Annotated in this window: 19 protein-coding genes and 2 pseudogenes; 12 read left to right on the top strand and 9 right to left on the bottom strand. The window is 73.3% G+C overall.

What is annotated here, in order from left to right:
* The first annotated feature begins 55 nt into the window (after positions 1 to 55).
* Positions 56 to 3058, top strand: coding sequence for an FxSxx-COOH system tetratricopeptide repeat protein (fxsT, locus tag ACZ5D2_RS05865; RefSeq protein ID WP_371676695.1), 3003 nt, complete (start codon positions 56 to 58; stop codon positions 3056 to 3058).
* A 110-nt stretch (positions 3059 to 3168) separates the two neighbouring features.
* On the opposite strand, the gene ACZ5D2_RS05860 is transcribed toward fxsT, so the two are convergent.
* The 3 genes and pseudogenes from ACZ5D2_RS05860 to ACZ5D2_RS05850 all read right to left on the bottom strand — a co-directional run.
* Positions 3169 to 3543 carry a hypothetical protein gene (locus ACZ5D2_RS05860; RefSeq protein ID WP_371676694.1) on the bottom strand — a complete coding sequence of 125 codons (375 nt, stop codon included), beginning with the start codon at positions 3541 to 3543 and terminating at the stop codon, positions 3169 to 3171.
* Between the two features lie 71 nt (positions 3544 to 3614).
* Complete coding sequence (locus ACZ5D2_RS05855) at positions 3615 to 4343, bottom strand: hypothetical protein (protein ID WP_371676693.1); 729 nt, start codon at positions 4341 to 4343, stop codon at positions 3615 to 3617.
* Between the two features lie 192 nt (positions 4344 to 4535).
* Positions 4536 to 4775, bottom strand: a pseudogene (locus ACZ5D2_RS05850) (hypothetical protein); the annotation flags it as partial.
* Positions 4776 to 5194: 419 nt separating this feature from the next.
* On the opposite strand from ACZ5D2_RS05850, the pseudogene ACZ5D2_RS05845 reads away from it, so the two are divergent.
* A pseudogene (locus tag ACZ5D2_RS05845) lies at positions 5195 to 5374 on the top strand (hypothetical protein); the annotation flags it as partial.
* A 70-nt stretch (positions 5375 to 5444) separates the two neighbouring features.
* A complete protein-coding gene (locus tag ACZ5D2_RS05840; protein ID WP_371676692.1) occupies positions 5445 to 5645 on the top strand; it encodes a hypothetical protein in 201 nt (66 codons plus the stop codon).
* A 119-nt stretch (positions 5646 to 5764) separates the two neighbouring features.
* Here ACZ5D2_RS05840 and ACZ5D2_RS05835 read toward each other — a convergent pair whose 3' ends face one another.
* The 4 genes from ACZ5D2_RS05835 to ACZ5D2_RS05820 form a co-directional block, all read right to left on the bottom strand.
* Entirely contained in the window at positions 5765 to 9727 is a 3963-nt protein-coding gene (locus tag ACZ5D2_RS05835; RefSeq protein ID WP_468927434.1) for a multifunctional oxoglutarate decarboxylase/oxoglutarate dehydrogenase thiamine pyrophosphate-binding subunit/dihydrolipoyllysine-residue succinyltransferase subunit, read from the bottom strand.
* A gap of 258 nt (positions 9728 to 9985) precedes the next feature.
* On the bottom strand, positions 9986 to 11065 hold the full coding sequence (locus ACZ5D2_RS05830; protein ID WP_371676690.1) for a HAMP domain-containing sensor histidine kinase: 1080 nt from the start codon (positions 11063 to 11065) through the stop codon (positions 9986 to 9988).
* Positions 11062 to 11802, bottom strand: coding sequence for a response regulator transcription factor (locus ACZ5D2_RS05825; protein WP_030225711.1), 741 nt, complete (start codon positions 11800 to 11802; stop codon positions 11062 to 11064). The genes ACZ5D2_RS05830 and ACZ5D2_RS05825 overlap by 4 nt, the downstream gene beginning before the upstream one ends.
* Before the next feature lie 179 nt (positions 11803 to 11981).
* Positions 11982 to 12515: a hypothetical protein gene (locus tag ACZ5D2_RS05820; RefSeq protein WP_371676689.1), complete on the bottom strand. Its 534-nt coding sequence runs from the start codon at positions 12513 to 12515 to the stop codon at positions 11982 to 11984.
* 171 nt (positions 12516 to 12686) lie between these two features.
* Here ACZ5D2_RS05820 and ACZ5D2_RS05815 point away from each other — a divergent pair, with 171 nt between their 5' ends.
* From ACZ5D2_RS05815 to ACZ5D2_RS05805, 3 genes are all read left to right on the top strand, one after another.
* Positions 12687 to 13955 (top strand): hypothetical protein, encoded by a 1269-nt coding sequence (locus ACZ5D2_RS05815; protein ID WP_371676688.1) that lies wholly within the window; start codon positions 12687 to 12689, stop codon positions 13953 to 13955.
* 167 nt (positions 13956 to 14122) lie between these two features.
* Positions 14123 to 15019 carry a sulfurtransferase gene (locus tag ACZ5D2_RS05810; RefSeq protein WP_468927429.1) on the top strand — a complete coding sequence of 299 codons (897 nt, stop codon included), beginning with the start codon at positions 14123 to 14125 and terminating at the stop codon, positions 15017 to 15019.
* Between the two features lie 86 nt (positions 15020 to 15105).
* The gene (locus ACZ5D2_RS05805; protein ID WP_371676686.1) at positions 15106 to 15858 is read left to right on the top strand and encodes a DUF4097 family beta strand repeat-containing protein; all 753 of its coding nucleotides are present in this window, start codon (positions 15106 to 15108) and stop codon (positions 15856 to 15858) included.
* Positions 15859 to 15902: 44 nt separating this feature from the next.
* Here ACZ5D2_RS05805 and ACZ5D2_RS05800 read toward each other — a convergent pair whose 3' ends face one another.
* Positions 15903 to 16253, bottom strand: a complete 351-nt coding sequence (locus tag ACZ5D2_RS05800) for a hypothetical protein (protein WP_371676685.1) — start codon at positions 16251 to 16253, stop codon at positions 15903 to 15905.
* A 171-nt stretch (positions 16254 to 16424) separates the two neighbouring features.
* Here ACZ5D2_RS05800 and lon point away from each other — a divergent pair, with 171 nt between their 5' ends.
* Both lon and ACZ5D2_RS05790 read left to right on the top strand, forming a co-directional pair.
* Positions 16425 to 18821: an endopeptidase La gene (lon, locus tag ACZ5D2_RS05795; protein ID WP_371676684.1), complete on the top strand. Its 2397-nt coding sequence runs from the start codon at positions 16425 to 16427 to the stop codon at positions 18819 to 18821.
* Positions 18822 to 18965: 144 nt separating this feature from the next.
* On the top strand, positions 18966 to 19406 hold the full coding sequence (locus ACZ5D2_RS05790) for a MarR family winged helix-turn-helix transcriptional regulator (protein ID WP_030225696.1): 441 nt from the start codon (positions 18966 to 18968) through the stop codon (positions 19404 to 19406).
* Between the two features lie 51 nt (positions 19407 to 19457).
* Here ACZ5D2_RS05790 and ACZ5D2_RS05785 read toward each other — a convergent pair whose 3' ends face one another.
* Complete coding sequence (locus tag ACZ5D2_RS05785; protein WP_371676683.1) at positions 19458 to 20231, bottom strand: protein phosphatase 2C domain-containing protein; 774 nt, start codon at positions 20229 to 20231, stop codon at positions 19458 to 19460.
* Positions 20232 to 20608: 377 nt separating this feature from the next.
* Here ACZ5D2_RS05785 and ACZ5D2_RS05780 point away from each other — a divergent pair, with 377 nt between their 5' ends.
* From ACZ5D2_RS05780 to ACZ5D2_RS05765, 4 genes are read left to right on the top strand one after another with little or no spacing between them, the layout of a single operon-like run.
* Entirely contained in the window at positions 20609 to 23860 is a 3252-nt protein-coding gene (locus tag ACZ5D2_RS05780; RefSeq protein WP_468927422.1) for a sensor histidine kinase, read from the top strand.
* The gene (locus ACZ5D2_RS05775) at positions 23857 to 24336 is read left to right on the top strand and encodes a roadblock/LC7 domain-containing protein (protein WP_371676681.1); all 480 of its coding nucleotides are present in this window, start codon (positions 23857 to 23859) and stop codon (positions 24334 to 24336) included. The genes ACZ5D2_RS05780 and ACZ5D2_RS05775 overlap by 4 nt, the downstream gene beginning before the upstream one ends.
* Complete coding sequence (locus tag ACZ5D2_RS05770) at positions 24333 to 24716, top strand: DUF742 domain-containing protein (RefSeq protein ID WP_371676680.1); 384 nt, start codon at positions 24333 to 24335, stop codon at positions 24714 to 24716. The genes ACZ5D2_RS05775 and ACZ5D2_RS05770 overlap by 4 nt, the downstream gene beginning before the upstream one ends.
* Positions 24697 to 25320 (top strand): GTP-binding protein, encoded by a 624-nt coding sequence (locus ACZ5D2_RS05765; protein ID WP_371676679.1) that lies wholly within the window; start codon positions 24697 to 24699, stop codon positions 25318 to 25320. The genes ACZ5D2_RS05770 and ACZ5D2_RS05765 overlap by 20 nt, the downstream gene beginning before the upstream one ends.
* The last annotated feature ends 3 nt before the right edge of the window (positions 25321 to 25323 follow it).

Below are 25323 nucleotides of genomic sequence, written 5' to 3'. Positions count from 1 at the left end.
CCCCCCGCACCGCCTCACGTCCCGTCCACCGCCCGGACCCCAGGGAGACGGCCGCATGACCGGTACCGGTACGCGACTCGACCGCGACGGAGCCGCCCAGCCGCAGCGCTTCGTCATCAGCTTCGCGGGCTTCAACCGCCCCTGGGCGGTGTGGATCGCCCACCGCCTGGAGGAGCACGGCCACCGCGTCGCGCTCCAGCGCTGGGACCCCCAGACCAGCCCCGGCCTCACCGAGGCCCTGGACGACCTCTCCCGGGCGGGAGGCAAGGTCCTCCTCGTCCTCAGCGAGCGCTACTTCTCCGCCGGCACCCACACCGACGAGGAGTGGAACACCGCCCTGCGCGCCGTCACCGAGGCCCACCCGGACCGGTTCGCCGCCGTCTGCCTCACCGACGCCCCGCTGCCCAGCGCCGTGGCCGCGCTGGAGAAGACCGACCTGTGGGGCCTGGACTCCTACGAGGCCGAGTACCGGGTGCTGCGCCGCCTGGAGCTGCCGACCGACCGGATCGGCACCGAGAGCGGCCGCCGCGGGCCCCGCTTCCCCAACGACCCGCCCGAGATCTGGGGCCGGGTCCCGCGCCGCAACCCGCGCTTCACCGGCCGCAACGATGTCATCGGCCGGCTCCGCGAAGCCCTCACCGAGGCCCCGCCCGGCGCGTCCACCGTGACCCTGCTCGGGCTGTCCGGCGTGGGCAAGACCCAGGTCGCCACCGAGTACGCCTACCGCTTCGCCTCCGAGTACGACGTCGTGTGGTGGGTGCCCGCCGAGGACCGCCCCACCCTGCGCGAACGCCTCGCCGACCTGGCCCCCGCCCTCGGCCTGCCGCGCGGAGCCGGCAGCTACGGCGAGCAGATCCGGGCCGTACTGGAGGTGCTGCGGCGCGGGGCGCCGTTCCACCGCTGGCTGCTGGTCTTCGACGGCTGCGACAACCCCGACGACCTCACCGACCTGCTGCCCTCCGGCGCCGGCGACGTGATCATCACCTCGCGCAACCGCGAATGGGCCGCCCGCCACACCAGCCTCGTCGAGGTCCCCCTCTACGCCCGCCCCGAGTCCATCACCTTCATCCGCCGCCGGGCCCGCCGCCTCACCGGCGAGGAGGCCGATCAGCTCGCCGAGGCGCTGGAGGACTACCCCCTCGCCCTCGACCAGACCGCCGGCTGGCTCGCCGACTCGCCGATCGGCGTGGGCGAGTACCTGACCCTCCTCCAGCGCAGGCTCGACTCCCACGAGGCCGTCACCCTCTCCGACGACTACCCGCTGCCCTTCCCGACCGCGCTGGCCATACTCCTCAACAACGTCCGGGAGAACTTCCCCGACGCCCTCGCCCTCCTGCGGCTGTTCGTCTTCTTCGCCCCCGGCAGGGTCCCGCTGCGGCTGCTGCGCGAGTTCCCCGCAGACGACGTGCCCGAACACCTCGCCGGCCTGATCAACGACCAGATCCGCTGGAACGCGGCCCTCAACAAGCTCGTCCAGTTCTCCGTCGTCCGCCTGGAGTACTCCGACCTCTCCGTGGAGGAGGGCGGTGGCCTGGAGACCGTCCAACTGCACCGCATGGTCCACAACATCGTCCGCGAGAACCTCGCCGAGGACGAGGCCGACCAGCTCTCCCGCGCCGTCCGCCAGGTCCTCGCCGCCGCCGACCCCGGCCGCCCCACCGACTCCCGGCTCTGGCCCCGCTACGCCGAACTCATCCCGCACCTCGACTCCGCCGGCGTCCTGACCAGCAGTAACCCCCGCATCCAGACCTTCCTGCTGCACTGTCTGCGCTACCTGATCCTGGCCGGCGAGTACCGCACCTGCCTGCGCCTGTCGGAACAGACCGACGGCGTCTGGCGGGCCATGCTCGGCGACGACCACGACCAGGTCCGCGAACTCAGCTACCACTACGGCGGCGCCCTGCGCATGCTCGGCCGCTTCCGCCAGGCCGAGACCCTCGCCCGCTCGGTCGCCGACCGGCTCGTCACCGAACGCGGCGACCGCGACCTGGAGACCCTGCGCGCCACCAGCACCTACGCCGGGGTCCTGCTCGGCACCGCCAAGTTCGACCAGGCCCGGACCCTGCTGGAACACGCCTTCACCACCTACCGCGAACTCCTCGGCGAGGACGACTCCACCACCCTCAACGCCCAGAACAACGTCGCCGTCGTCCTGCGCCTGCTCGGCCGCTACCAGGAGGCCTACGACACCGACCTGGACACCCTGCGCCGCCGCGAACGGGTCCTGCGGGTACGCCACATCGCCACCCTCTCCTCCGGCATCGGCTGCGCGATGGGCCTGCGCCTGATGGGCCGCTACCGCGAGGCCCTCGCCCGCCAGGAACAGGGCCTCAAGCTCAACACCCAGGTCCTCGGTGTCAACCACCCGCAGACCCTGCGCGCCGAGCACAACCTCGGCATGTGCCTGCGCCGCTCCGGTGACATCCCCGGCGCCGGCGCCCGGCTGCGCGGCGTCCTGGAACGCTCCACCCGGGTGTTCGGGGCCGAGTTCCCCTGGACGCTGATGGTCGCCTCCGACTACGCCACCTACCTGCGCGAGTACGGGGACATCGAGGAGGCACGCCGGATCTCCGAGGAGGTCGTCCGCGGCTACCAGTCCCAGCTCGGCCTCGCCCACCCGTACAGCATCGGCACCGTCGGCAACCTCGCCCTCGTACTGCGCGCCCAGGGCGAACGCGCGGAGGCCCTCAACCTCGCCGAACAGGCCCTGGTCGGAATGCGGGGCGCGCTCGGCGACCGCCACCCCTGGACCCTGGGCTGCGCCCTGAACACCACCGGGCACCGCAACATCACCGGCCGCCTGGAGGACGCGCTCGACCTCAGCCGCGAGACCCTGCGCGGGGCCGAACGCATCCTCGGCCCCGACCACCCGATGGCGCTCAGCGCCCAGATCGCCCTCGCCGCGGACCTGCGCTCGGTACGGGAGGACACGGAGGCCTCCAAGCACGAGGAGGCGGGCATCAAGGCCCTCACCCGCACCCTCGGCCCCCAGCACGTCCACACGGTCTCGGCCCGCCAGCAGACCCGCCCCTACTGGGACTTCGAGCCCCAGCCGTAGGCGGCGGACGCGGTACGCCCGCGGTGCGTCCGCCGCCCGGTCTCGTCGTGGCACCGGCCACGGGACCGGGCGGCGGCGGGACCCTCAGCCTTCGGAGCCCCCGGTGGCGGTCACTTGAGCATGATGCTGGCTCCGAAGATGTTGCCGACCTCCGCGCATTCCTTGACGTCGTCCCGGCTGAAGTAAGGAGTGCTGGCGGTGCCGGTCAGCCCTTTCGCGGTCGAAGTGCAGTACCAGTTGCGCGGCCCCCTGTACTCCACCTTGTAGACCTCGCTCTTTCCCGCCGCTATGTTTCCCGAGCACTTCGTCGCGACGTCCGTGTGGACGCAGATGTTCGCGATGGTCGCCGAGAAGTTGCTGAGGCGGAAGGCCGCGACCGGTGCCGCCTGGCTCGCGGGTGCGGTCACGATCATTCCCGCGCTGACGGCCGCCACCATCCCGGCGACCGTTGCCAGCCTGGTGCTCCGCTTGACGGTTCGAGACACGTTTCCTCCCGTTGTGGTAATTCGGTGCTGCGAAATGTGAGTGGACTGTCCTGGCGGTTCGGGGGCGGTCGTCAGACCCCGCACCGGTGCTGTTCGGCCTGCCGTGCGAGCTCGCTGCGCTCCCGGCGCGCCGCGTCCGCCTCCTCGCGTACCGTGTCGAGCCGCTCCTCCAGCTGGGCGACCCGCTCGCGGTAGCGCTCCAGCTCGGCCCGTACGAACGCCACGTCCGCCACCTGCTGCGCGGCCTCCTGGCGGATCGTGTCCGCCTCCTCCTCGAACCGGTGCTTCGCCACGTCCAGTTGGGCGATGGCCAGGTCCGCGGCCTCCTCCGCCAGCGTGGTGCGCTGTTCGGCACCCAGGGTCCGCTGGGCCGCTGCCCGGGTCACGGTCCGGATGCGCTCCTCGGCGGCGGCCGAGTCCGTGATGATGGCCAGTTCCTCGATGTAGCCCGGCAGTTCCACGGACAGCCGGGAGATGAGCGCCACGAGGTCGGCGCGAGCGCCGGAGCCGTCCACGCCCGGCATCACGGCTTCCGCGGCGGCTTCCGGCGCGGACTCCGTCGTCCCCTCGACGGGACCGGCGTCCGCGGCGGACGCCGTCCTGGCCGCCTTCTTGGCCTCGGCCGCCTGGCGCTTCTCGTCCTTGCGCTGCTGCCGCCTGGCCCGGAACGCGCGGAACGCGCCCAGCGCGTTGTGGTCGGGGTGAGCGCAGTACCTGGGCTCGGGGTTGCCGGGCGTCGGCGCTTCGGGGTGGTTGGTGCACTCCGGGTAAGCGCAGAGGGGAAGCGTCTCGACCGTCATTTTTCCGCCTTCTCGTGAAATTTCGGGCTTCCTCGAAGTCGAACCGGCATCGGGTGCGGCTCGCGCCGGCCGGTCGCCTTCGGGGATGTACGAACACGCTAGAGGCGGCGGGGGACTTGTGGGCGCTCCGAGACGGTGCGTCAGGATTCGGTAAGATCATCGGCCGCCCCGGGGCGCCCGGCTGTGAGGGCGCCGACTTCGGGGCGAGTCGGCCGTGGCGAGCTCCCACAGGAACGGAACCGCCGCGACGGTCGCGTCGAAGACCGCCAGCTCGCCGAGCCACAGGCCCAGGTCACTCAACGCGTCGAGGCTCGTTCGGGCGTCACCCCACGCCACCCGTGAGAGTCGGCCCGGCACGTCCCGTGCGGATCCATAGGCATGGGTCAGTTCGTGCCACCGTATGCGGCTCATGCCTTTGAGGGCCGTCCCCACCCTGCGCTCCTCTCCTGTCAACTGGCCCCTGCCCCAAACCCGGCCCATGGACCGGGACGGGGACTTCGTCGTGTGCCGGTACCGTTCAGGTGTCGAGTCCGAACGGGAGCCAGCACGCACTCTCTATCGAACGACCACACCGGTGCGCGCATGAAGCGCCTGCGCCTCGAACGCCACCTCACCCAGCAGGCGGTATCGGACCTCTCCCAGGTCCCGTACAGCACCTACACCAAGACCGAACAGGGCGTCATTCCGGCCAGTCCGCACCTCGATCCGGCCGATCCGCCAGGCTCCCCGGTCTCATCCAAGAGGCCACCACCGCAACCCACGCGCTACCCGGCCGGGAACGGTGGCTGCTGCTGGCCAGCCTGTACCGCACCTCTTACGACGTCGCCAGCAAACTCGGCTACTACGACCTTGCCGCGCTGGCCCGAGCGCAGATGTGGACGGGCGACCTCGACGCCTCGTTCCAGAACCTGCTGAAGGCGAGGAAGGCCGCGCCGCAGCAGGCTCGATATCACCAGACCGTCCGCGAGACGTACGCAGGCTTGGAGGCGGCCCGCCGCCAACTGCCCGTCCGGCCCGTGGGCGCTGGGTGAGGCCGGCGTACATCCGGGGGACGTCCGGGCGGGAGATCTCCACAGCCGTGGCCAACATCGAGGCCGTGTAGTGGAGCCCGCCGACCTGTTCCCGCGGCTGCCGATCCCTCCGGACACCTGCGCCGAGTGCGCCGCCCACGTCCTGGCCCGCTTCCAGGCCCACGTGGACCGTGACCGCTCGCGCGTCAGCGACATGAACGTCCTGATCATGCGACACCACCCCGAACTCCGCGCCCGTCAGACGGTCACTGCCCAGCCGCCGGCCGACTGACCATGCGCGGCATGTTCCATGTCTGAAGCCTGATTGACGCCACCGGCAGGGGCCCAACAGCCGGAAGGCCCGGCTCCCTTGGGGGCCGGGCCTTCCGTTCGTTCAGTTCAGCGGGGCGACTACGCCTCGAAGACCTCGTTCAGCAGGAGCTGCTGCTCCGCCTGGTGGCGCTTCGCGGAGCCCACCGCCGGGGACGAGCCGTGCGGACGCGAGACGCGGCGCAGGCGCTCGCCGGCCGGGATGTCGGCGCCGACGGCCAGGTCGAGGTGGTCGATCAGGTTCAGCGCGATGAACGGCCACGCACCCTGGTTCGCCGGCTCCTCCTGGGCCCAGATGTACTTCGCCGCGTTCGGGAACTTGGCGATCTCCGCCTGGAGTTCCGCGCCGGCCAGCGGGTACAGCCGCTCGATGCGGATGATCGCCGTGTCGGTGATGCCGCGCTTCTCCCGCTCGGCCTCCAGGTCGTAGTAGACCTTGCCCGCGCAGAAGACGACCTTGCGGACCGCGTTCGGGTCCACGGTCGAGTCGCCGATGACCGGACGGAACGAACCGGTCGTGAACTCCTCCGCCTTCGACGCCGCCGCCTTCAGACGCAGCATCGACTTCGGGGTGAAGACGATGAGCGGCTTGTGGTGCGGGTTGTGGACCTGCCAGCGCAGCAGGTGGAAGTAGTTCGACGGCAGGGTCGGCATCGCGACCGTCATGTTGTCCTGCGCGCACATCTGGAGGAAGCGCTCGGGACGCGCGGACGAGTGGTCCGGGCCCTGGCCCTCGTAGCCGTGCGGCAGCAGCAGCGTGACGCCGGAGGTCTGGCCCCACTTCTGCTCGGCCGAGGAGATGAACTCGTCGACGACGGTCTGCGCGCCGTTGACGAAGTCACCGAACTGCGCCTCCCACAGCACCAGCGCGTCCGGGCGGGCCAGCGAGTAGCCGTACTCGAAGCCCATGGCCGCGTACTCGGAGAGCAGCGAGTCGTAGACGTTGAAGCGGGCCTGGTCGTCCGAGAGGTACAGCATCGGCGTGTAGTCCTCGCCGGTCTCCCGGTCGATGAGGACCGCGTGACGCTGGCCGAAGGTGCCGCGGCGGGAGTCCTGGCCGGACAGCCGGACCGGGGTGCCCTCCATCAGCAGCGAACCGAAGGCCAGGGTCTCGCCCATGCCCCAGTCGATGGTGCCGTCGTCGATCATCGCCGCGCGGCGCTGCAGCTGCGGCAGCAGACGCGGGTGGACGGTGACGTTCTCGGGGATGTTGACCTGGGACTCGGCGATCCGCTTGACGACGTCCTGGGAGATCGCGGTGTTCACGGTCACCGGGAACTGGGCCGCGGCCTGCGCCGGGGCCGGCACGCTGACGGGGGGCTGCGTGGCGGCCTCGCGGACCTCCGCGAAGACCTTCTCCAGCTGGCCCTGGAAGTCCTGGAGCGCCTGCTCGGCCTCTTCCAGGGTGATGTCGCCGCGACCGATGAGGGACTCGGTGTACAGCTTGCGCACCGAGCGCTTCTTGTCGATCAGGTCGTACATCAGCGGCTGGGTGAACGCCGGGTTGTCGGACTCGTTGTGGCCGCGGCGGCGGTAGCAGATGAGGTCGATGACCACGTCCTTGTTGAACGCCTGGCGGAACTCGAAGGCGAGCCGCGCGACGCGGACCACGGCCTCCGGGTCGTCACCGTTCACGTGGAAGATCGGCGCCTCGATCATGCGGGCCACGTCGGTCGCGTACATCGAGGAACGCGAGGACTCCGGGGCGGCGGTGAAGCCGACCTGGTTGTTGATGACCACGTGCACGGTGCCGCCGGTGCGGTAGCCGCGCAGCTGCGACATGTTCAGCGTCTCGGCGACCACACCCTGGCCGGCGAAGGCCGCGTCGCCGTGCAGGGCGAGCGGGAGCACCGTGAAGTCGGTGCCGCCCTTGTTGATGACGTCCTGCTTCGCGCGGGCCACGCCCTCCAGGACCGGGTCGACGGCCTCCAGGTGGGACGGGTTCGCGACGAGCGAGACCTTGATCTGCTCGCCGTCCAGGCCCGTGAAGGTGCCCTCGGCGCCCAGGTGGTACTTGACGTCGCCGGAGCCGTGCATCGACTTCGGGTCGAGGTTGCCCTCGAACTCGCGGAAGATCTGCGCGTACGACTTGCCGACGATGTTGGCGAGGACGTTCAGGCGGCCGCGGTGGGCCATGCCGATGACGACCTCTTCCAGGCGGGCCTCGGCCGCGGAGTCGATGACCGCGTCGAGCAGCGGGATGACGGACTCGCCGCCCTCCAGGGAGAAGCGCTTCTGGCCGACGTACTTCGTCTGCAGGAAGGTCTCGAAGGCCTCGGCGGCGTTCAGGCGGCGCAGGATGCGCAGCTGCTCCTCGCGCTCCGGCTTGGAGTGCGGACGCTCGATGCGGTCCTGGATCCAGCGGCGCTGCTTCGGGTCCTGGATGTGCATGAACTCGACGCCGGTGGTGCGGCAGTACGAGTCGCGCAGCACGCCGAGGATGTCGCGGAGCTTCATCATCGACTTGCCGGAGAAGCCGCCGACCGCGAACTCGCGCTCCAGGTCCCACAGGGTGAGGCCGTGCTCGGTGATGTCGAGGTCGGGGTGCTTGCGCTGCTTGTACTCCAGCGGGTCGGTGTCGGCCATGACGTGGCCGCGGACCCGGTAGGAGTGGATCAGCTCGAAGACGCGGGCGGCCTTCGTGACGTCGTCGTCGTGGGAGGCGTCGATGTCGCGGTTCCAGCGGACCGGCTCGTACGGGATGCGCAGGGCCTCGAAGACGGCGTCGTAGAAGCCGTCCTCGCCGAGCAGCAGGTTCGCGACGATGCGCAGGAACTCGCCGGAGGCCGCGCCCTGGATGACCCGGTGGTCGTAGGTCGAGGTCAGGGTCATGACCTTGGAGATGCCCAGCTTGTTCAGGGTGTCCTGCGAGGTGCCCTGGAACTCGGCGGGGTAGTCCATGGAGCCGACGCCCATGATGACCGACTGTCCGGGCATCAGGCGGGGCACGGAGTGCACGGTGCCCAGACCGCCGGGGTTGGTCAGCGAGACGGTGACGCCGGTGAAGTCGTCCATCGTCAGCTTGCCGACGCGGGCGCGGCGGACGATGTCCTCGTAGGCCTGCCAGAACTCGAAGAAGTTGAGGGTCTCGGCCTTCTTGATGCCGGCGACGACGAGCTGGCGGTCGCCGTTCGGCTTCACCAGGTCGATCGCGAGGCCGAAGTTCACGTGCTCCGGCTTGACCAGGGTCGGCTTGCCGTCCTTCTCCGCGAAGGAGTGGTTCATGGCGGGCATGGCCTTGATCGCCTGAACCATCGCGTAGCCGATGAGGTGGGTGAAGGAGATCTTCCCACCGCGGGCGCGCTTGAGGTGGTTGTTGATGACGATGCGGTTGTCGAACAGCAGCTTCACCGGGACGGCGCGGACGGAGGTGGCCGTCGGCACGTCGAGGGAGGCGTTCATGTTCTTGGCCACGGCAGCGGCCGGGCCGCGGAGCGTCACCAGTTCGGGGCCGGAGGGGGCCTCGGTGGCGGGCGCGGCCTTGGCTGCGGGCGCGGCGACAGCCGCTCCGGTGGAGCCGCTGCTCGCAGCGGGGGCTACGGGGGCGGCGGCCTGAGCCGGAGCCTGAGGGGCGGGCGCGGCCGGTGCGGCGGCCGGGGCCTGGGAGGTGACAGTCACAGCAGGGGCACCAGAGGGGGTGGCAGGAGCAGGGGCAGGAGCTGACACAGGCGGAGCGGCCGGGGCGGCCGCGGCTGCCCCGGCGGAGCCGTTGCCGGCGACGGGGGGCACGGCGCGCGCCGCCCCCGTGGCGGCGGCGACAGGGGCCTGAGGGGCTGCGGCGGAGGTGGCGGCCTGTGCGGAGGCGCCATCCGTCGTCGTGGACTTCCCGGGACCGTCCGCCTTCACCGGAGCGGCAGCGCCCCCCGGCTTGTAGTCGGCGAAGAAGTCCCACCAGGCCCGGTCGACCGAGTTCGGGTCCTGGAGGTACTGCTGATAGATCTCGTCGACGAGCCACTCATTCGCGCCGAAGCCTGAGGCAGGGGTCTTCCCGCCCTCTGCTGCTTCGGTCGTGGTGCTCGGGTTACTGGGGGACTGTGGCGACACGGCGGCAACCGCCCTCTTCCGCTTCACAAGGTATGGACAGCGGGAATAAAGGCTACGCCTCCCGGACGGTGCCTTGCAGGCCGGGCGGGACTTCCGTCGCGCAGGTCACATCGAACGGCGGGTTTCATCACGTGGAATGGCGGGAAACAAGCGTGGTTCGGGTAGGGGGCACCCAGGTTGCGGCCCCCATGGCTTCGCACCCCTGACGACCCCGGGCACGTGTGGCCGAGATCATGTCCTTCCCACCAGAACCCTACGTCAAGACGATGCCGGTGAGCTGCCCGGAAGAGTGACAAGGATTCGGCAACCCCGTGACGATTCGGCCACGCCGATGTGCCCGCCGTGCAGGCCGACGGCCCAGCGGGCGATCGCCAGACCCAGTCCGGTGCCCCCGTCCCCGCCGCGCGCCGCGCCCCGGTTGAACCGCTCGAAGACCCGGTGCCGCTCCGCCTCCGGAATTCCGGGACCCTCGTCGACGACCTCCAGGGCCAGACTCCCGGGCGCGTCGCCGGCCCGGGCGCGGACCGTCACCCGGCCGTGCGGCGGACTGTGCTTGACCGCGTTGTCGATCAGGTTCGCCACCACCTGGTGCAGCCGCTCCGCATCGGCGTGCGCCGTCAGCTCCGGCGGGAACACGTCCAGGTGAAGGTGCACGTCGTTGCGGGTGTGCCCGCCCGAACCGGACAACAGCCCCGGCCGCCCCGCGGCCGCCAGACCCGACTCCTTCAGCACCCCCGACAGGTACGGCCACACCTCGAAACGGCGCGCCTTCAGCGGCACCACCCCGTTGTCCACGCGGGACAGGTCCAGCAGGGTCTCCACCAGCCGGCCGAGCCGTTCCGTTTGCTTCAGGGCCGTGCGCATCGTCTCCGGATCGGCCTCCGAGACCCCGTCCACGACGTTCTCCAGCACCGCCCGCAGCGCCGCGATCGGCGTGCGGAGCTCGTGCGAGACGTTCGCGACCAGTTCTCTACGGTGCCTGTCCACGGCCTCCAGGTCATCGGCCATCAGGTTGATCGTCGCGGCCAGATCGCCCAGCTCGTCGCGGCGTCCGGCGCCCCGCACCCGGCGCGTGTAGTCCCCGTGGGAGATGGCACGGGCCACCGTCGTCATGTCGTCCAGCGGCGCCGTCAGGCTGTGCGCCACGAACTGGGTGATCAGCATCGAGGCGATCACCGAGAAGACCGTGATGAACCGGACCTCCGTGGCGGTGCGCAGCGCCACCATCAGCAGACCCGTGGTGATGAACACCGACACCACGACGAGCGTGCCCAGCTTCGTCTTGATCGAGAACGGCGAGTAGGGCCGCAACCCCGGTCCCGGGGGCCGGTCGCTCACGCCTGCGCCGGGGTCTCCAGGGCGTACCCGACGCCGTGGACCGTCCGGATCCGCTCCGCGCCGATCTTCCGGCGCAGCGCCTTGATGTGGCTGTCGACCGTGCGGGTGCCCGAGGCGTCCGCCCAGTCCCAGACCTCCGCGAGCAGCTGCTCCCGCGAGAGCACCGCGCGGGGCGTCCCCGCCAGGCACACCAGCAGGTCGAACTCGGTCGGCGTCAGGTGCACGTCCTCCGCCTGCACGCGGACCCGCCGCTGCGCGTGGTCGATCTCCAGGTCGCCCAGGCGCAGCGTGGCCCCGCGCGGGGCGGTCGCGGCCAGCGTGGCCCGCTCCACCCGGCGCAGCAGTACGTGGACCCGCGCGGCCAGCTCCCGCATGGAGAACGGCTTCGTCATGTAGTCGTCCGCCCCGACCCCGAGCCCGACCAGCATGTCGGTCTCGTCGTCCCGGGCGGTGAGCATCAGCACCGGCACGGGCCGCTGCGCCTGGACCCGGCGGCACACCTCCAGCCCGTCGAAGCCCGGCAGCATGACGTCCAGCACCAGCAGCTCCGGCAGCCAGCTCTCGGAGGCCGCCACGGCCGCCGGCCCGTCGTAGGCCGTCTGCACCTGGAAGCCCTCGGCCCGCAGCCGGGCCGCGATGGCGTCGGCGATGGTGCGGTCGTCCTCGACCACGAGCACGCGCCGCTGGGCGCCCGGGGTGGCCGCGGCGCCGTTGTGGGTGGTGTGTGTCTGTTCCATGTCCCGCCCCTGAAGATCCCGCGTGATGGGGTGCAGCGTAGAGGAGGCACCGGCCTGCGGCTATGTGCGGTTCGGACAGCGAACGGACGGGTGAACGGCCAGCACACCGTGTTGCCGGACAACGCGCGGCGCGGTGGCCGGAAAGGGCCGGCGGCCCGGTGGGCCCGTGCAGACACCCCCTAGAAGCCCGGCAGGGCCTCCAGGACCTTCTCCAGTCCGGGCGTCAGCGAGCCCTGGTCGGCGCTCACCGTGGCCCCCTCGAACACGAACCGGTATTCGAACCCGTCGTAGACCGGCGGGTCCGCCTTCGCGTCGGGCGGCAGGTGCGGCAGGTCCGCGGCGCGCAGCGCGGTGCGCAGCGCCTCCAGACCGGACGGGGGCAGCTGCCCGGCCTCCGGCCGCGCGGTGCCCGCCGTCCGGGTCCACGAGCCGTCGCCCCGGACGGTGAGGACGACCGTCCGGCCGGCGAACCCGCCGCTACGGGTGACGGTGACCAGCCGCTCGGCGGCGGGATCCCGGCTCGGGGACGCCGACGGGGCCGGGCGGCCGGGGGAGGCGGGGACCCCCGCCGTGGCGCCGGCCGTCGCCCCGCCCGGGGGCCCGCCCGGCCCGTGGGAGTCCGCGCCGCCCGCCCCGCAGCCGACGAGTACCACCGCCACCAGCAGCGCCCCCGCCGCCGTCCGTGCCGTCCGCTCTGCTCGCACCGTTCGCACACCCGCCTCCCGGGTACCCCGTCCGAACCCCGACCATGGACTTCCATCCCACCACGGAACGCACCCCCGGAGGCCGTCATCCGCCTCATCGCCGCCCGGCGCCTGCTGCCCCCGCTGCTCGCCGTCCTCCTCGGCCTCCTCGCACTGGAACGCGGCCCCGGCGGCGGCAGCATGTGGCGCGACGAGTCCACCACCTGGCAGGTCGCCCACCGCCCCCTGGCCGGTCTCGGCGGACTCCTCGAACGGGTCGACGCCGTCCACGGCCTGTACTACCTGCTGATGCACGCGGTCTTCGGCCTGTGGGACGGGGGCCTGTGGGCGCTGCGCCTGCCCTCCGTGGCCGGCGCCGCCCTCGCCGCCGCCGGCGTGGCCGCGATCGCCCACCGCCTCGCGGGGGAGCGGGCCGGGCTCCTCGCCGGCACCGCCTACGCCCTGCTCCCGCCCGTACAGGCCTACGCCCAGGAGGGACGCTCGTACGCCCTCGTCGCGGCGGCGGTGGTCTGGGCCACCCACCTGATGCTGTGCCGTCGGTGGGCCGCCTACGCCGCCGTGCTGCTCCTCGGCTGCTGGCTGCACGAGTTCGCCGTCCTGGCCCTGCTCGCCCACGCCCCCGTCGCCCGTCGCTCGCGCGGCTGGCGGTGGAGCGCGGCGGCCGTGGTGGCCGGGCTGGCGCCGCTGGCACTGCTGAGCGCTGGACAGGCGCGGGCGCAGCTGGGCTGGCTCGGACGGCCCTCCTGGCAGGACTGGGCGGCCTACGGGGTGCTCGCGGGCGCGGTGCTGCTGCTCGCGCGGGGCGCCGGCGAGCGGGGCCTCGCGGACCTGGCACGGGTCGCCGTACCGCTGGCGCTGCTGCCGCCCGGACTGCTGATGACGCTGTCGCTGGTGCACCCCTGGTACGTGGACCGGTACGTCCTCTACGCGCTCGCCGGACCCGCCCTCCTCGTCGGGGCCCGGCTCGCCCGTGCGCGCGGGTGGCGGCCCTGGCTGCTGGTCGCCGTACTGCTGGTGCCCCTGGGCTGGTGGTCGGTGTGGCTGCGGACCCCCGAGAGCCGCAAGGACGACGTCCTCGCCGTGGCCGCCGCCGTCCGGGAGCGGGCCCGGCCCCGGGACGCGGTGCTGTTCATGCCGTCGCGGCGGCGCGAGTGGCTGCTGTCCTCGCCCGCCGCCTACGCGGGCCTGCGCGACGTGGCCCTGGAACGCTCCCCGGAGGCCTCGGACACCCTCCAGGGCACCGAACTGCCCCCGGAGCGGATCCGGGAGGCGCTGCTGGGTTCGCCCCGGGTGGTCGCCCTGCTGGACCCGGACGGGCAGCCCCTGGACCCGTACCCGCGCGAGGCCGCCAAGCGGGAGGCGCTGGCCGCCGGCTTCGAACGCTGCTCGGTGACGCCGGTGCGGGGGGCCCGGGTCGCGGTGTACGCGAGGGCGGGCGGCTGCGACTGAGCCGGGCGGGGTCCGGCCGGGCCGCTCGTGGCCGACTCGCCCTCGGCCGGGGCCCGTTGCCGGGTCCGGCGGGGGCCGGGGGAGGATGGTGCGACCCGCGTCAGACACCCGTCGGGCGGCACGCCCGGGCGGGCGGGCGGGGCCCGACGCCCACCCGGAGGTGCCGCATGCCCACACCCGACCCCACCGGTCCGGACCCCGCCGGCCCCGACCCCACCGGTCCGGACCCCGCCGCGTTCGGGCCGCTCGTGGGGGTCGAGTGGCTCGCGGAGCGGATCGGCGGGACCGGGCCGGTCCTGTTCGACGCCTCCGTCGGCCTCCACCGGGGCGCCCCCGCGCGGATCCCCGGCGCGCGGCCCTTCGACCTCGACGGCGTCCTGTCCGACCACACCGCGGCCGCGCCGCACACCATGCCCGCCGCCGCGGAGTTCGCCGAGGCCATGCGCGGCCTCGGCCTCGACGACACCGACACCGTGGTCGTCTACGACGGCGCCGGGATCTACTCCAGCGCCCGCGCCTGGTGGATGCTGCGCGCCATGGGCTTCACCCGCGCCGCCGTCCTCGACGGGGGCCTGCCCGCCTGGACCGCCGCCGGCCTGCCCGTCGAGGACGCCCCGGCGGCGTACGGGGGCCCGCGCGGCTCCTTCACCGCCCGGCCGCGCCCCGGGCTGCTGGTCGACGCCGCCACGGTCTCGGCGGCGCTGGCCGATCCGGCGGCCGCCGTCCTGGACGCCCGCACCCGGGAGCGCTTCGAGGGCACCGCCCCCGAACCCCGGCCCGGGCTGCGGGGCGGTCACATGCCGGGCGCGGTCAGCCTGCCGTTCGGGGAACTGCAGGGGCCGGACGGGCGGATGCGGACGACGGAGGAGCTGCGTACGGTGTTCGCCACCGTGGCGGGCGACCGCGAACGCCTCTGCTTCAGCTGCGGTTCGGGGGTGACGGCCTGCGTCCTCGCCCTCGGCGCGACCCTGGCCGGCCGCGAGGACGGGCTGGCGGTGTACGACGGCTCCTGGAGCGAATGGGGCCTCCCCTCCCCGGACCGCCCGGTGACCTCCGGCCCCTGACCGCCCGGAGCCGGGGGATAACCCCACCCCGGCTCCGGGTACCGGCCCCAGGGCCCGGCGGCCCCGGGGCCGCGAGACTGGGCGGCATGCCAGCCCACACCGCGTCAGCCCGCCCCGGCCGGAAGGCCTTCGGCGTCGTCACCGTCGCCGCGTTCCTCCTCGCCGGCTGCTCCCTGCCCGGCGGCACGTCCAGGAGCCTCACCGCCGACGCCACCGTGAACGAGGCCGTCACGGCGGTCGAGGTGACGGACGCGCGCCGCGGTTCCATCGAGGTCACCCCCGGCACCGGCCCGGGGGTGAGCGTCCACCGGACCGTGCACTACCGCGGCGACCGGACCCCCGAGCCCGGTCAGCGGGTCTCCGACGGCGTGCTGACCTTCACCGCGGGCTGCGCGGACTCCTGTTACGTCGACTACCGCCTGGAGGTGCCCGCCTCCGCGAAGGTCCGCCTCGACAACAGCAGCGGCCGCATCACCGTGGCGGGGGTCGCGGCCGCCGAGGTCACCTCCGACTCCGGGGACGTGCGCGCCGAGCGGATCTCCGGCCCGCTGAGGATCCGTACCGCGTCGGGCGACATCGAGGCCACCGCCCTGCGCGCCCCCGACACCGAGATCCGCTCGGTCTCCGGTGACGCCACCGTCGGCTTCGCCGCGCCCCCGGCCTCCCTGTCGGTCACCACCACCTCGGGGGAGGTCCGGGCCCGGCTGCCCGAGGCCCCGTACGAGGTGACGGCCTCCACGACCTCCGGCGACCGTGACGTCACCCTGGCCTCCACCCCCGCCGCACCCTCCCGGCTGTCCTTCCGCACCACCTCGGGGGACCTCCACGTCTCCGGCTGACGCGGACCCTCCGGCCGTCCCGGGACGGCCGGGACCTCCCGTGTTCAGCGGGAGGGGTCGGGGGGCGCCCCGACGCGGCGCTGGTTGCTCGTGCCGCAGGCCAGGCAGACGATCCAGTCCCGCATCCCGCCGTCCTCGTGCCGCCACGGGACTCCGGCGACGTTCCCCTCGAACCCGCAGAACACGCACACCTCCTCGTCCCCCTCCAGCCGCCGCATCGGCCGGAGCGGGCCGTCCTGCGGGTGCCGGACGGCCAGCCAGTCGCAGCCGGGGCAGTTCCACCACTCCTCGTCGCTCCGCGGCCGCGGCGCGCCGCCACCCCACAGGCCCCTGCGCCGCAGGACCTCGAACGACGCCAGCTCCCGCCCGCAGCGCGGGCATTCGGGGACGGTCATGGCCGCCCTCCCTTCTTCGTCCGGTCTTCTCGGGTGGAGAACTCGCAGCTCACAGCAGCCCCGGGGGCCTCCGCGCAGGTGTTCGCCCCCGGCGAACGGAAGTTGGGGAACATCCCGGGGCGCAGGTGCATTGAGTCGGCATAGCTCAACTTCACTGCCGGAGGGAAGATCATGGCTTCGACGTCCGTAACGCTCACCCTGCCCGTGCTGCCGCTCGACGACGAGGTCGTGCTGCCCGGAATGGTCGTTCCGCTGGACCTGTCCGACGCCGAGGTGCGCGGAGCCGTGGAGGCGGCGCAGGCGGCGGCCGGGAGCGGGAAACCCCGGGTGCTGCTCGTTCCCCGGGTCGACGGCAAGTACACCGGCACCGGTGTGCTGGGGACCGTCGAGCAGGTCGGAAGGCTCTCCGACGGGGACCCCGGCGCGCTGATCCGCGGGCGGGGGCGCGTCAGGATCGGGGCCGGCACGACCGGGCCCGGGGCCGCGCTCTGGGTGGAGGGCGAGACCGTCGACGAGAAGGTGCCCGACCCGCTGCCGGGGGCCGTCGCCGAGCTCGTCAAGGAGTACAAGGCCCTCGCCACCAGCTGGCTCAAGAAGCGCGGCGCCTGGCAGGTCGTGGACCGGGTCCAGCAGATCGAGGGGGTCTCGGCGCTCGCCGACAACTCCGGTTACTCGCCCTTCCTGAGCACCGCCCAGAAGGTGGAACTGCTGGAGACCGCCGACCCCGTCGCCCGCCTCAGGCTCGCCGTCAAGGCGCTCGGGGACCACCTCGCCGAGCAGGACGTCGCCGAGTCCATCGCCAAGGACGTCCAGGACGGCGTCGACAAGCAGCAGCGCGAGTTCCTCCTGCGCCGCCAGCTCGAAGCCGTCCGCAAGGAGCTGCGCGAGCTGAACGGGGAGCAGGAGGGCGAGGAGTCCGACGACTACCGCGCCCGCGTCGAGGCGGCCGACCTCCCCGAGAAGGTCCGCGAGGCCGCCCTCAAGGAGGTCGAGAAGCTCGAACGCGCCAGCGACCAGAGCCCGGAGGGCTCCTGGATCCGCACCTGGCTGGACACCGTCCTCGAACTGCCCTGGAACGAGCGGACCGAGGACCGGTACGACATCCGGGGCGCCCGCGCCGTCCTCGACGCCGAGCACGCCGGACTCGGCGACGTGAAGGACCGCATCACCGAGTACCTCGCCGTCCGCAAGCGGCGCGGCGAGCGCGGCATGGGCGTCATCGGCGGCCGGCGCGGCGGGGCCGTGCTCGCGCTCGTCGGCCCGCCCGGCGTCGGCAAGACCTCCCTCGGCGAGAGCGTGGCCCACGCCATGGGCCGCAAGTTCGTCCGCGTCGCCCTCGGCGGCGTCCGCGACGAGGCGGAGGTGCGCGGCCACCGCCGTACCTACGTCGGCGCCCTGCCAGGCCGCATCGTCCGCGCGATCAAGGAAGCCGGGTCCATGAACCCGGTCGTCCTCCTCGACGAGATCGACAAGGTGGGCTCCGACTTCCGCGGGGATCCGGCCGCCGCCCTCCTGGAGGTCCTGGACCCGGCGCAGAACCACACCTTCCGGGACCACTACCTGGAAGTGGAGCTGGACCTGAGCGACGTGGTCTTCCTGGCCACCGCCAACGTCCTCGAAGCCATCCCCGAGGCACTGGCCGACCGCATGGAACTGGTCCGCCTCGACGGGTACACCGAGGACGAGAAGGTCGTCATCGCCCGCGACCACCTGCTGCCCCGCCAGCTGGAGCGCGCGGGTCTGGCCGCCGACGAGGTGGTGCTGGAGGAGGAGGCCCTGCGCAGCCTCGCGGGCGAGTACACCCGCGAGGCGGGCGTGCGCACCCTGGAGCGGTCCATCGCCCGGCTGCTGCGCAAGGTGACCTCCCAGCACGAGCTGGGCGAGCGGGAGCTGCCCTTCACCGTCGGCGCCGACGACCTGCGCGCCCTGATCGGGCGGCCGCACCACGTCCCGGAGTCCGCGCAGGACCCCGCGGAGCGGCGCACCGCCGTCCCGGGAGTGGCCACCGGCCTCGCCGTGACCGGTGCCGGCGGCGACGTGCTCTTCGTGGAGGCCTCGCTCGCCGACCCCGAGACGGGGGCCGCCGGGCTCACCCTCACCGGCCAGCTGGGTGACGTGATGAAGGAGTCGGCGCAGATCGCGCTGAGCTTCCTGCGCTCGCACGGCGCGGAACTGGAGCTGCCGGTCGCCGACCTCAAGGACCGGGGCGTGCACATCCACTTCCCGGCCGGCGCGGTCCCCAAGGACGGTCCCAGCGCGGGCATCACCATGACCACGGCCCTCGCCTCGCTGCTCTCCGGCCGCCAGGTCCGCACCGACGTGGCCATGACCGGCGAGGTCTCCCTCACCGGCCGGGTGCTGCCCATCGGCGGGGTCAAGCAGAAGCTGCTGGCCGCGCACCGGGCGGGCCTGACCACCGTGATCATCCCCAAGCGCAACGAGGCCGACCTGGACGACGTCCCGGCCGAGGTTCTGGAGGGGCTGGAGGTACACCCGGTGACGGACGTGCGCCAGGTCCTGGAGCTGGCCCTGGACCCGGCCGCGCTCTCCTTCACCAAGGCCGCCTGACCTGCGGACGAGAGCTCCGCACGGCCCGGGGACCCGCATCGGCGGGGCCCCGGGCCGTCGGCACGCCCCCTGCGAAATACTGGGCACGTACACCGGGCCCGGAGCGGGCCCGCAGGGGGACACCACCACCGATCGGAGCGGGACGTGCACGGGAGCGAAGACCAGGAGTTCCTTGCCCTGGAGCGGGAGCTGTCCGTCTTCCTCCGGCGGGCCCGCGCCTCCTCCGGAGAGATGGCCCGCGCGCTCCACCCGGAGCTGGAGCCCGCCGCGTACGGGCTGCTCGTCCGGCTGGAGGCCGCCGGCCGCCAGCGGGCCACCGAGCTCGCCGCCTACTTCGGGGTCGGCAAGGCCACCATGAGCCGCCAGCTGCGCGCCCTGGAGGTCCTGGGCCTGGTGGCCCGCGAGCCGGACCCGGCCGACGGCCGCGCCTTCCTCGTCGGCCTCACCGACGAGGGCCGGGCCCGCTTCCTGCGCGTACGGGGAGCCCGCCGCGAGCAGTACATGCGCAAGCTGGCCGACTGGGACCGGGGCGAGGTGGCGGAACTGGCCCGCCTGCTCAACCAGCTGAACTCCGGCGAGGAGTAGGCGCGGCGAACCGGCCGCCCCGGGGAGCGGGGGACCGGTCGCCGCGCGGGTTCAGAGCTCCGCGTAGACCGCCGAGGCGTCGTCGTGCCGCTTGTGCCGGGCCGGCGGACGCAGCGGATCGGACTCGATGGCCCGTACCCGCCCGATCAGCCCCTCGGCACCCTCCTCGCGCAGCACGTCCAGACAGGCGGCCCAGTCGCCCTCCCCGAACGTGTCCGTCCACCGGCTCGCCCCGTCCGTCAGCGCCGCGACCGCCGCCACCTCCCCGCGCGGGGTGTGCCCGGTGACCGCGCGGGCCGCCACCGCCGGGTCGGCGGCCGCGGTGAAGAAGCCGCCGTCGGCGTTGCGCAGCGCGTCCGTCGCCGCCACCGAGCCGAGCACCTCGCGCGGGATCCGGTCCAGCCGGTCGTCGAGCACCGCCGTCACCCCGCCGTCGGGCGCGCGGAGCAGGAGCACGGAGTCCGAGAGCACGAGGTGTTCCACGCGGGCCCCGTCCCAGCGCACCACGAGGACCGTCGCCTGCGGGGTCCGGACGTGAGAAAGGTCACAGGTTTGACGGTGTGCGTCGGCGGTGTCCTCGATGGCCCGCGCCAGGATCCGGTCCAGCGGCATGTCCCGTCGCGATCCGGACAGTTCGGTCAATCGGCCCCCGAGTCGGGCCGAGAACCAGGGCACTCCGTGCACGCATCCGTCCTCGCCGCGCGGCGGGGTGACTCCGTCCAGCACGACCAGGACGCCGCCTCCCGTCGCAGGTATCGCGGCCGACACCCAGTCCTCGTTGGGGCGTTCCGGGTTGCCGGGGGCCGAGGCCAGGTCGATGCGCATACGGACATTCTGCCCGCCGGGAACTCCCGGGCCCCGCAAGGTCCATACCAATCGCGGTGTGTGCGGGGTGCGTACCCGAGCCGCGGCCGGGGCGGCTCCGCGGGCATGTGGGCGGGCATAGTGCCAAAGCCCGGCTCGATCTTTCAACCACCCGTCCACGGCCGCCCCCTGACACGGGGTGCCCGAGTTGGTCGGCCACTCCTCCGTGATGTTCACTCCTTCGAGTGGCCGGGTGGGCGATGTGCGGCTCTCCTCCCAACACGCTGCAAAGGTCTGAGGCGGTACGAGGGGGCAGGGGGCGTTTACTTGTTGACCGGCCGTTACCTCGGCCACACGAGTAGACGAGCACGAGCACACGTACAGGATTGCGAGCACCGGTGCAGAAGAAGCGGTCTCGGAAGAACGGCACCGCCAGCGCCGACGGACCCGCCAACGCAGGACGGCGCGTCCGCGTCCGCCGCAGGCTGGTGATCGGGGTGGCAGTCGCCGGACTCACCGTCCTCGCGGCCGGCACCCCCGCCGTCGTCTCCGCCACGAGGGAACTGAACGACTCACAGCGCCTGGTCACCCTCGCGGAACAGACGCAGCACACCCTCACCCTCGCCCACCTCCTCGGCGACGAGCGCGACGCCGTCGTCGAGTACGCGGCGAAGGGACGGCCCGGCAACGCCAAGGCCCCCGTCGACGAGCGCACGGCGCGCACCGACCGGCAGATCGCCGAGATCCGGCCCGAGGCCGACGGGGAACTCGCCCGCGCCCTCGGCCGGATCAGGGGCGTCCGCACCGAGGCCGTCGACGGCAAGGGCACCGCCCTCGCCGCCCAGCAGGCCTACGCGGGCGCCATCACCGAACTCCTCGCGCCCGGCGACCGGCTCGCCGAACTCACCCCGCCCCGCGCGGAGGCCGCCCTGGCCTTCACCCGGCCCATGGCCCCGCTGGGCCAGGCCGTCGACCAGGCCTCCGCCACCCGCGGACTGCTGCTCGCCGCGCTGGCCGTCCCCCGGGCCGAACAGCCTCCGGGCGCCGCCGTCGCCGACGAACTCACCGCCGCCGCCCAGCGGTCCCGGGTCCGGGAGCAGGCCGCGCTGGACGACTTCAACCGCGCCGCGCGCCCCGACGTACGGCAGACCCTCGCGGTCACCGTCACCGGCCCCGAGGTCAAGACCGCCGAGGACCACCTCAAGCGGCTCACCGACCGGCCCACCCTCACCCCGGCCGACCGCAAGGTCGACGCCGGCGCCGTCGCCACCGCGCTCACCGCCCGGATCGACCGGATGCGGTCGGTGGAGTCCACCCTCGCGGGCCAGCGGGCCACCGCCCTCGCCACCCTGCGCGACGACGACGTGACCCGGCTCGAACTGATGGTCTCCGGCCTCGGCGTGCTCTTCCTGTTCGTCATCGGCTTCTCCACCGCGATCGCCCGCTCCCTGACCCGTCCGCTGTCGGTGCTGCGCCGCGGCGCGGAGCGGCTGGCCACCCCGGAGGGCTCCGTCGAGCCGGTGCGCTTCACCGGCCGCAACGACGAGTTCGCCGAGGTCGTGCGCCACCTCAACGCCGTACGGGACCAGACGGTCGCCCTGCACACGAAGATCGCCGGCCTCGACGCCGACCGGCGCCGCCTCATCGGCCGCAACGAAGCCCTCTCCTCGGGCCGCGAGGCGCTGGAGGCGGAACTCAAGGAACTGCGGGCCGGGCTGGAGGAACACCGCCGGGTCATGTCGACGACCTCGGTCTCCCTCTCGCTGCGGACCCTGGGCCTGGTCGAGCGCCAACTCGCGGTCATCGAGGAGCTGGAGTCCAAGGAGGGCGACCCGGACCGGCTCGCCACCCTCTTCAAGCTGGACCACCTGGCGACCGTGATGCGCCGCCACAACGAGAACCTGCTGGTCCTCGCCGGACAGGAACACGGCCACGGGCAGAGCCTGCCGGTGCCGCTGGTCGACGTCATGCGGGCCGCCGTCAGCGAGATCGAACGCTACGAGCGGGTCGACCTGGCCGTCCTGCCGATCGCGACGCAGGTCGCCGGGCACGCCGCCGACGACATCTCGCACGTCCTGGCCGAACTCCTGGAGAACGCCACCACCTTCTCGCCGCCCGAGGCCAAGGTGAAGGTCTCCGGCCTGGTCCAGGACTCCGGCGACGTCGTCGTGACCGTCGTCGACGAGGGCATCGGCGTCACCGGCGACCGGCTCGACGCGCTGAACCTGCGCCTGTCCACCCCCGAGGCCTACGACGAGGAGCCCGAGGCCGAGCACGGCCTGGGCCTCGGCCTGTACGTCGCCGGGCGGCTCGCGGCGCGCCACGGCGTGAAGGCCGAGCTGCGCGCCGCGCGGCACGGCGGCACGGAGGCGCTGGTCGTCATCCCCGCGAGCCTGCTCCCGGCCGGTCCGCCGGCCTCCCCGGTGCACACCCTGGCTTCGCCGGGCGCCCCGGTGTTCCAGCTGCCCGGGGTGGTCGCCGAGGCCAACGAGAACACCCTGCCGCCGAGGCTCCGCCCGGAGGCCGTGACGGCGGAGGCGGAGGCGCCGGCGGACGGCGTCCTCGCGGAGGAGCCGCCCGGGGCCGACGTCCTGCCGGACGAGGTCCCGGACGGCCTCGCCCCGGACGCCGCCGTCTCCGAGGGCCTGCTCTCCGACGAGCTGCTCCCGGACGACGTCCTCTCGGACGGCCCGCTGTCGGAGGGGCTCCTCGCGGGCTCCGAGACGGCGCCCGAGGCCGCGGAGCCGGAGGCTCCGGCCCGGGTGGTCACCCTGGCCGAAGCCTTCGAGGCCGACGCCCCGGCTGCCGACGCCCCGGCGTCCGACGCCCGGGCAGAAGAGTCCCCGGCTTCCGAGTTCCCGGAGCCTGACTCCCAGGTGTCCGAGCTCGCGATGTCCGACGCCCGGGTGCCCGAGCCCCGGGTGCCCGAGCCCGCGGACCCCGTCGCGCAGGCCCCGGCGGAGCCCGCCGAGGCCGCGGAGTCCGCCGAGGCCCCGGACCAGGAGGCCCCCGCCCGGGTGGTCCCGCTGGCCGAGGCCTTCGAGGACGCCCAGCTGCCCCCGGCCGGCCCGTCCCCGGCGTCCGCCGAGCCGGAGACCCCGGCCGAGGAACTGCTGGCCCGCGTCGTCCCCCAGCCCCACGGCTACGAGGACGCGCAGCTGCCGCCCGCCGAGCAGCTCTTCACCGCGGCCTCACCCGACTCCGAGACGACCGCCCACCGGCGCGTCGCCGACGCCGAGGACGGCTTCGTACCGCGCCAGGGCAGCCACCCGGGCCACGCACCCGAGGCCGGCAGCGGGACCACCCCCGGACCCGTCGCCGCAGCCGTCTCCGGGGCCGTCACCGACAAGGGCCTCCCCAAGCGGGAGGCCGTCACCGACAAGGGCCTCCCCAAGCGGGAGGCCGTCACCGACAAGGGCCTCCCCAAGCGCACCCCGCGTTCCGTCCCCGGCCCCGTCGCCGGACGCCCCGCCGCGGCCCGCCCCGAGCCGCGCCGGGTGGACGCCGAAGAACTGCGCCGTCGCCTCGGCGGGTTCTACCAGGGCGCCCAGGACGGGCGGCGCGTGGCCGCCGCCGAGCTCGCGCAGGACCGGGGACAGGGGCAGGGACACACCGACCAGGGGGACACCGCACAGGAGGCCCGCACATGACCGCGCCCAGTACGTACGGACTGAGCACCCAGGCCCGCAACCTGCAGTGGCTGCTGACCGACCTGGTCGAGGAGGTGCCCGGGGTCAACTCCGTGGCCGTCGTCTCCTCGGACGGTCTCCTGCTGCTCTCCTCCGAACCGGGGGCCTCGGACACCCCGCAGGAGGGGCGCCCCAAGGGCCCCCGCGGAGCCTCGGCCGACCTCGCCACCATCGTCTCCGGACTCGGCAGCCTCACCACCGGCGCCGCCGCCCTCATGGAGTTCGGCGCCGTCAAGCAGACCATGGTGGCGATGGAGAACGGCTCCGTCTTCGTCATGGCCATCAGCGACGGCTCCCTGCTCGGCGTGCACGCCACGCCCGACTGCGACATGAGCGTCGTCGCCTACCACATGGCCCTGTTCGTCGGCCGGGCCGGCCACGTCCTGACCCCCGAAGTCCGCAGTGAACTGCGCCAGTCGATGGAGAAGACCCCGTGAGGAGTACGGCCTCCGACCGGCTGCCGATACGCGGCGCCGACCGCCGCCCCGCCCGCGTCCGCCCGTACTCCCTCACGGGCGGCCGCACCCGCTTCACGCAGATCCTGCTGGTGGAGACCTTCGTCGCCGCCCTCGACACCGGCCCGGCCAAGACGCCCGACCGCATGCCCGAGATGCGGGCCATCGTCGAGGTGTGCCGCCGCATGCGCACGATCGCCGAGATTTCCGCCCTCCTGAAGCTGCCCCTCGGCGTCGTCCGCGTCCTCGTCAGCGACCTCGCCGACCAGGGCCGGATCCGCGTCTACGGCACCGGGCACGGCACCGGTCGGCCCGAACGCGCACTGCTGGAAAGGGTGCTCAGTGGTCTTCGCCGTCTCTGACCCCGCCGCCCTGCTGGACGACGAACCCGCCCAGCCCTGGCAGTACGACCGTTCGCGCGCGCCCGTCGCCGTCAAGGTGCTCGTCGCGGGCGGGTTCGGCGTCGGCAAGACCACCTTCGTGTCCTCCGTCTCCGAGATCACTCCGCTGCGTACCGAGGCGGTGATGACCCAGGCCGCCGCACCCACCGACGACCTCACCGGCACCCCGGACAAGCACACGACGACCGTCGCGATGGACTTCGGCCGCATCACCCTCGACGACGACCTCGTGCTGTACGTGTACGGAACCCCGGGCCAGGAGCGGTTCTGGTTCATGTGGGACGACCTGGTCCGCGGAGCCATCGGCGGACTCGTCCTCGCCGACACGCGCAGGCTCCGCGACTGCTTCCCCGCGCTCGACTACTTCGAGAGCTGCGGGCTCCCGTACGCCGTCGCCGTCAACCACTTCGAGGGCTCACAGGCCTACGACACCGAGGACGTGCGGGAGGCTCTCACCATCCCGCCGGAGGTCCCCGTCGTGATCATGGACGCGCGGCGCCGGAAGTCGGTCGTCGAATCCCTGCTGACCCTCGTGGGCCACGCGCTGGACGCCACCCCCGAATAGCCC

The organism is Streptomyces sp. NPDC031479, from assembly GCF_055581065.1.
Note: the sequence above shows the minus strand (reverse complement) of the source record. Positions and strands in the feature narration are given on the sequence as shown.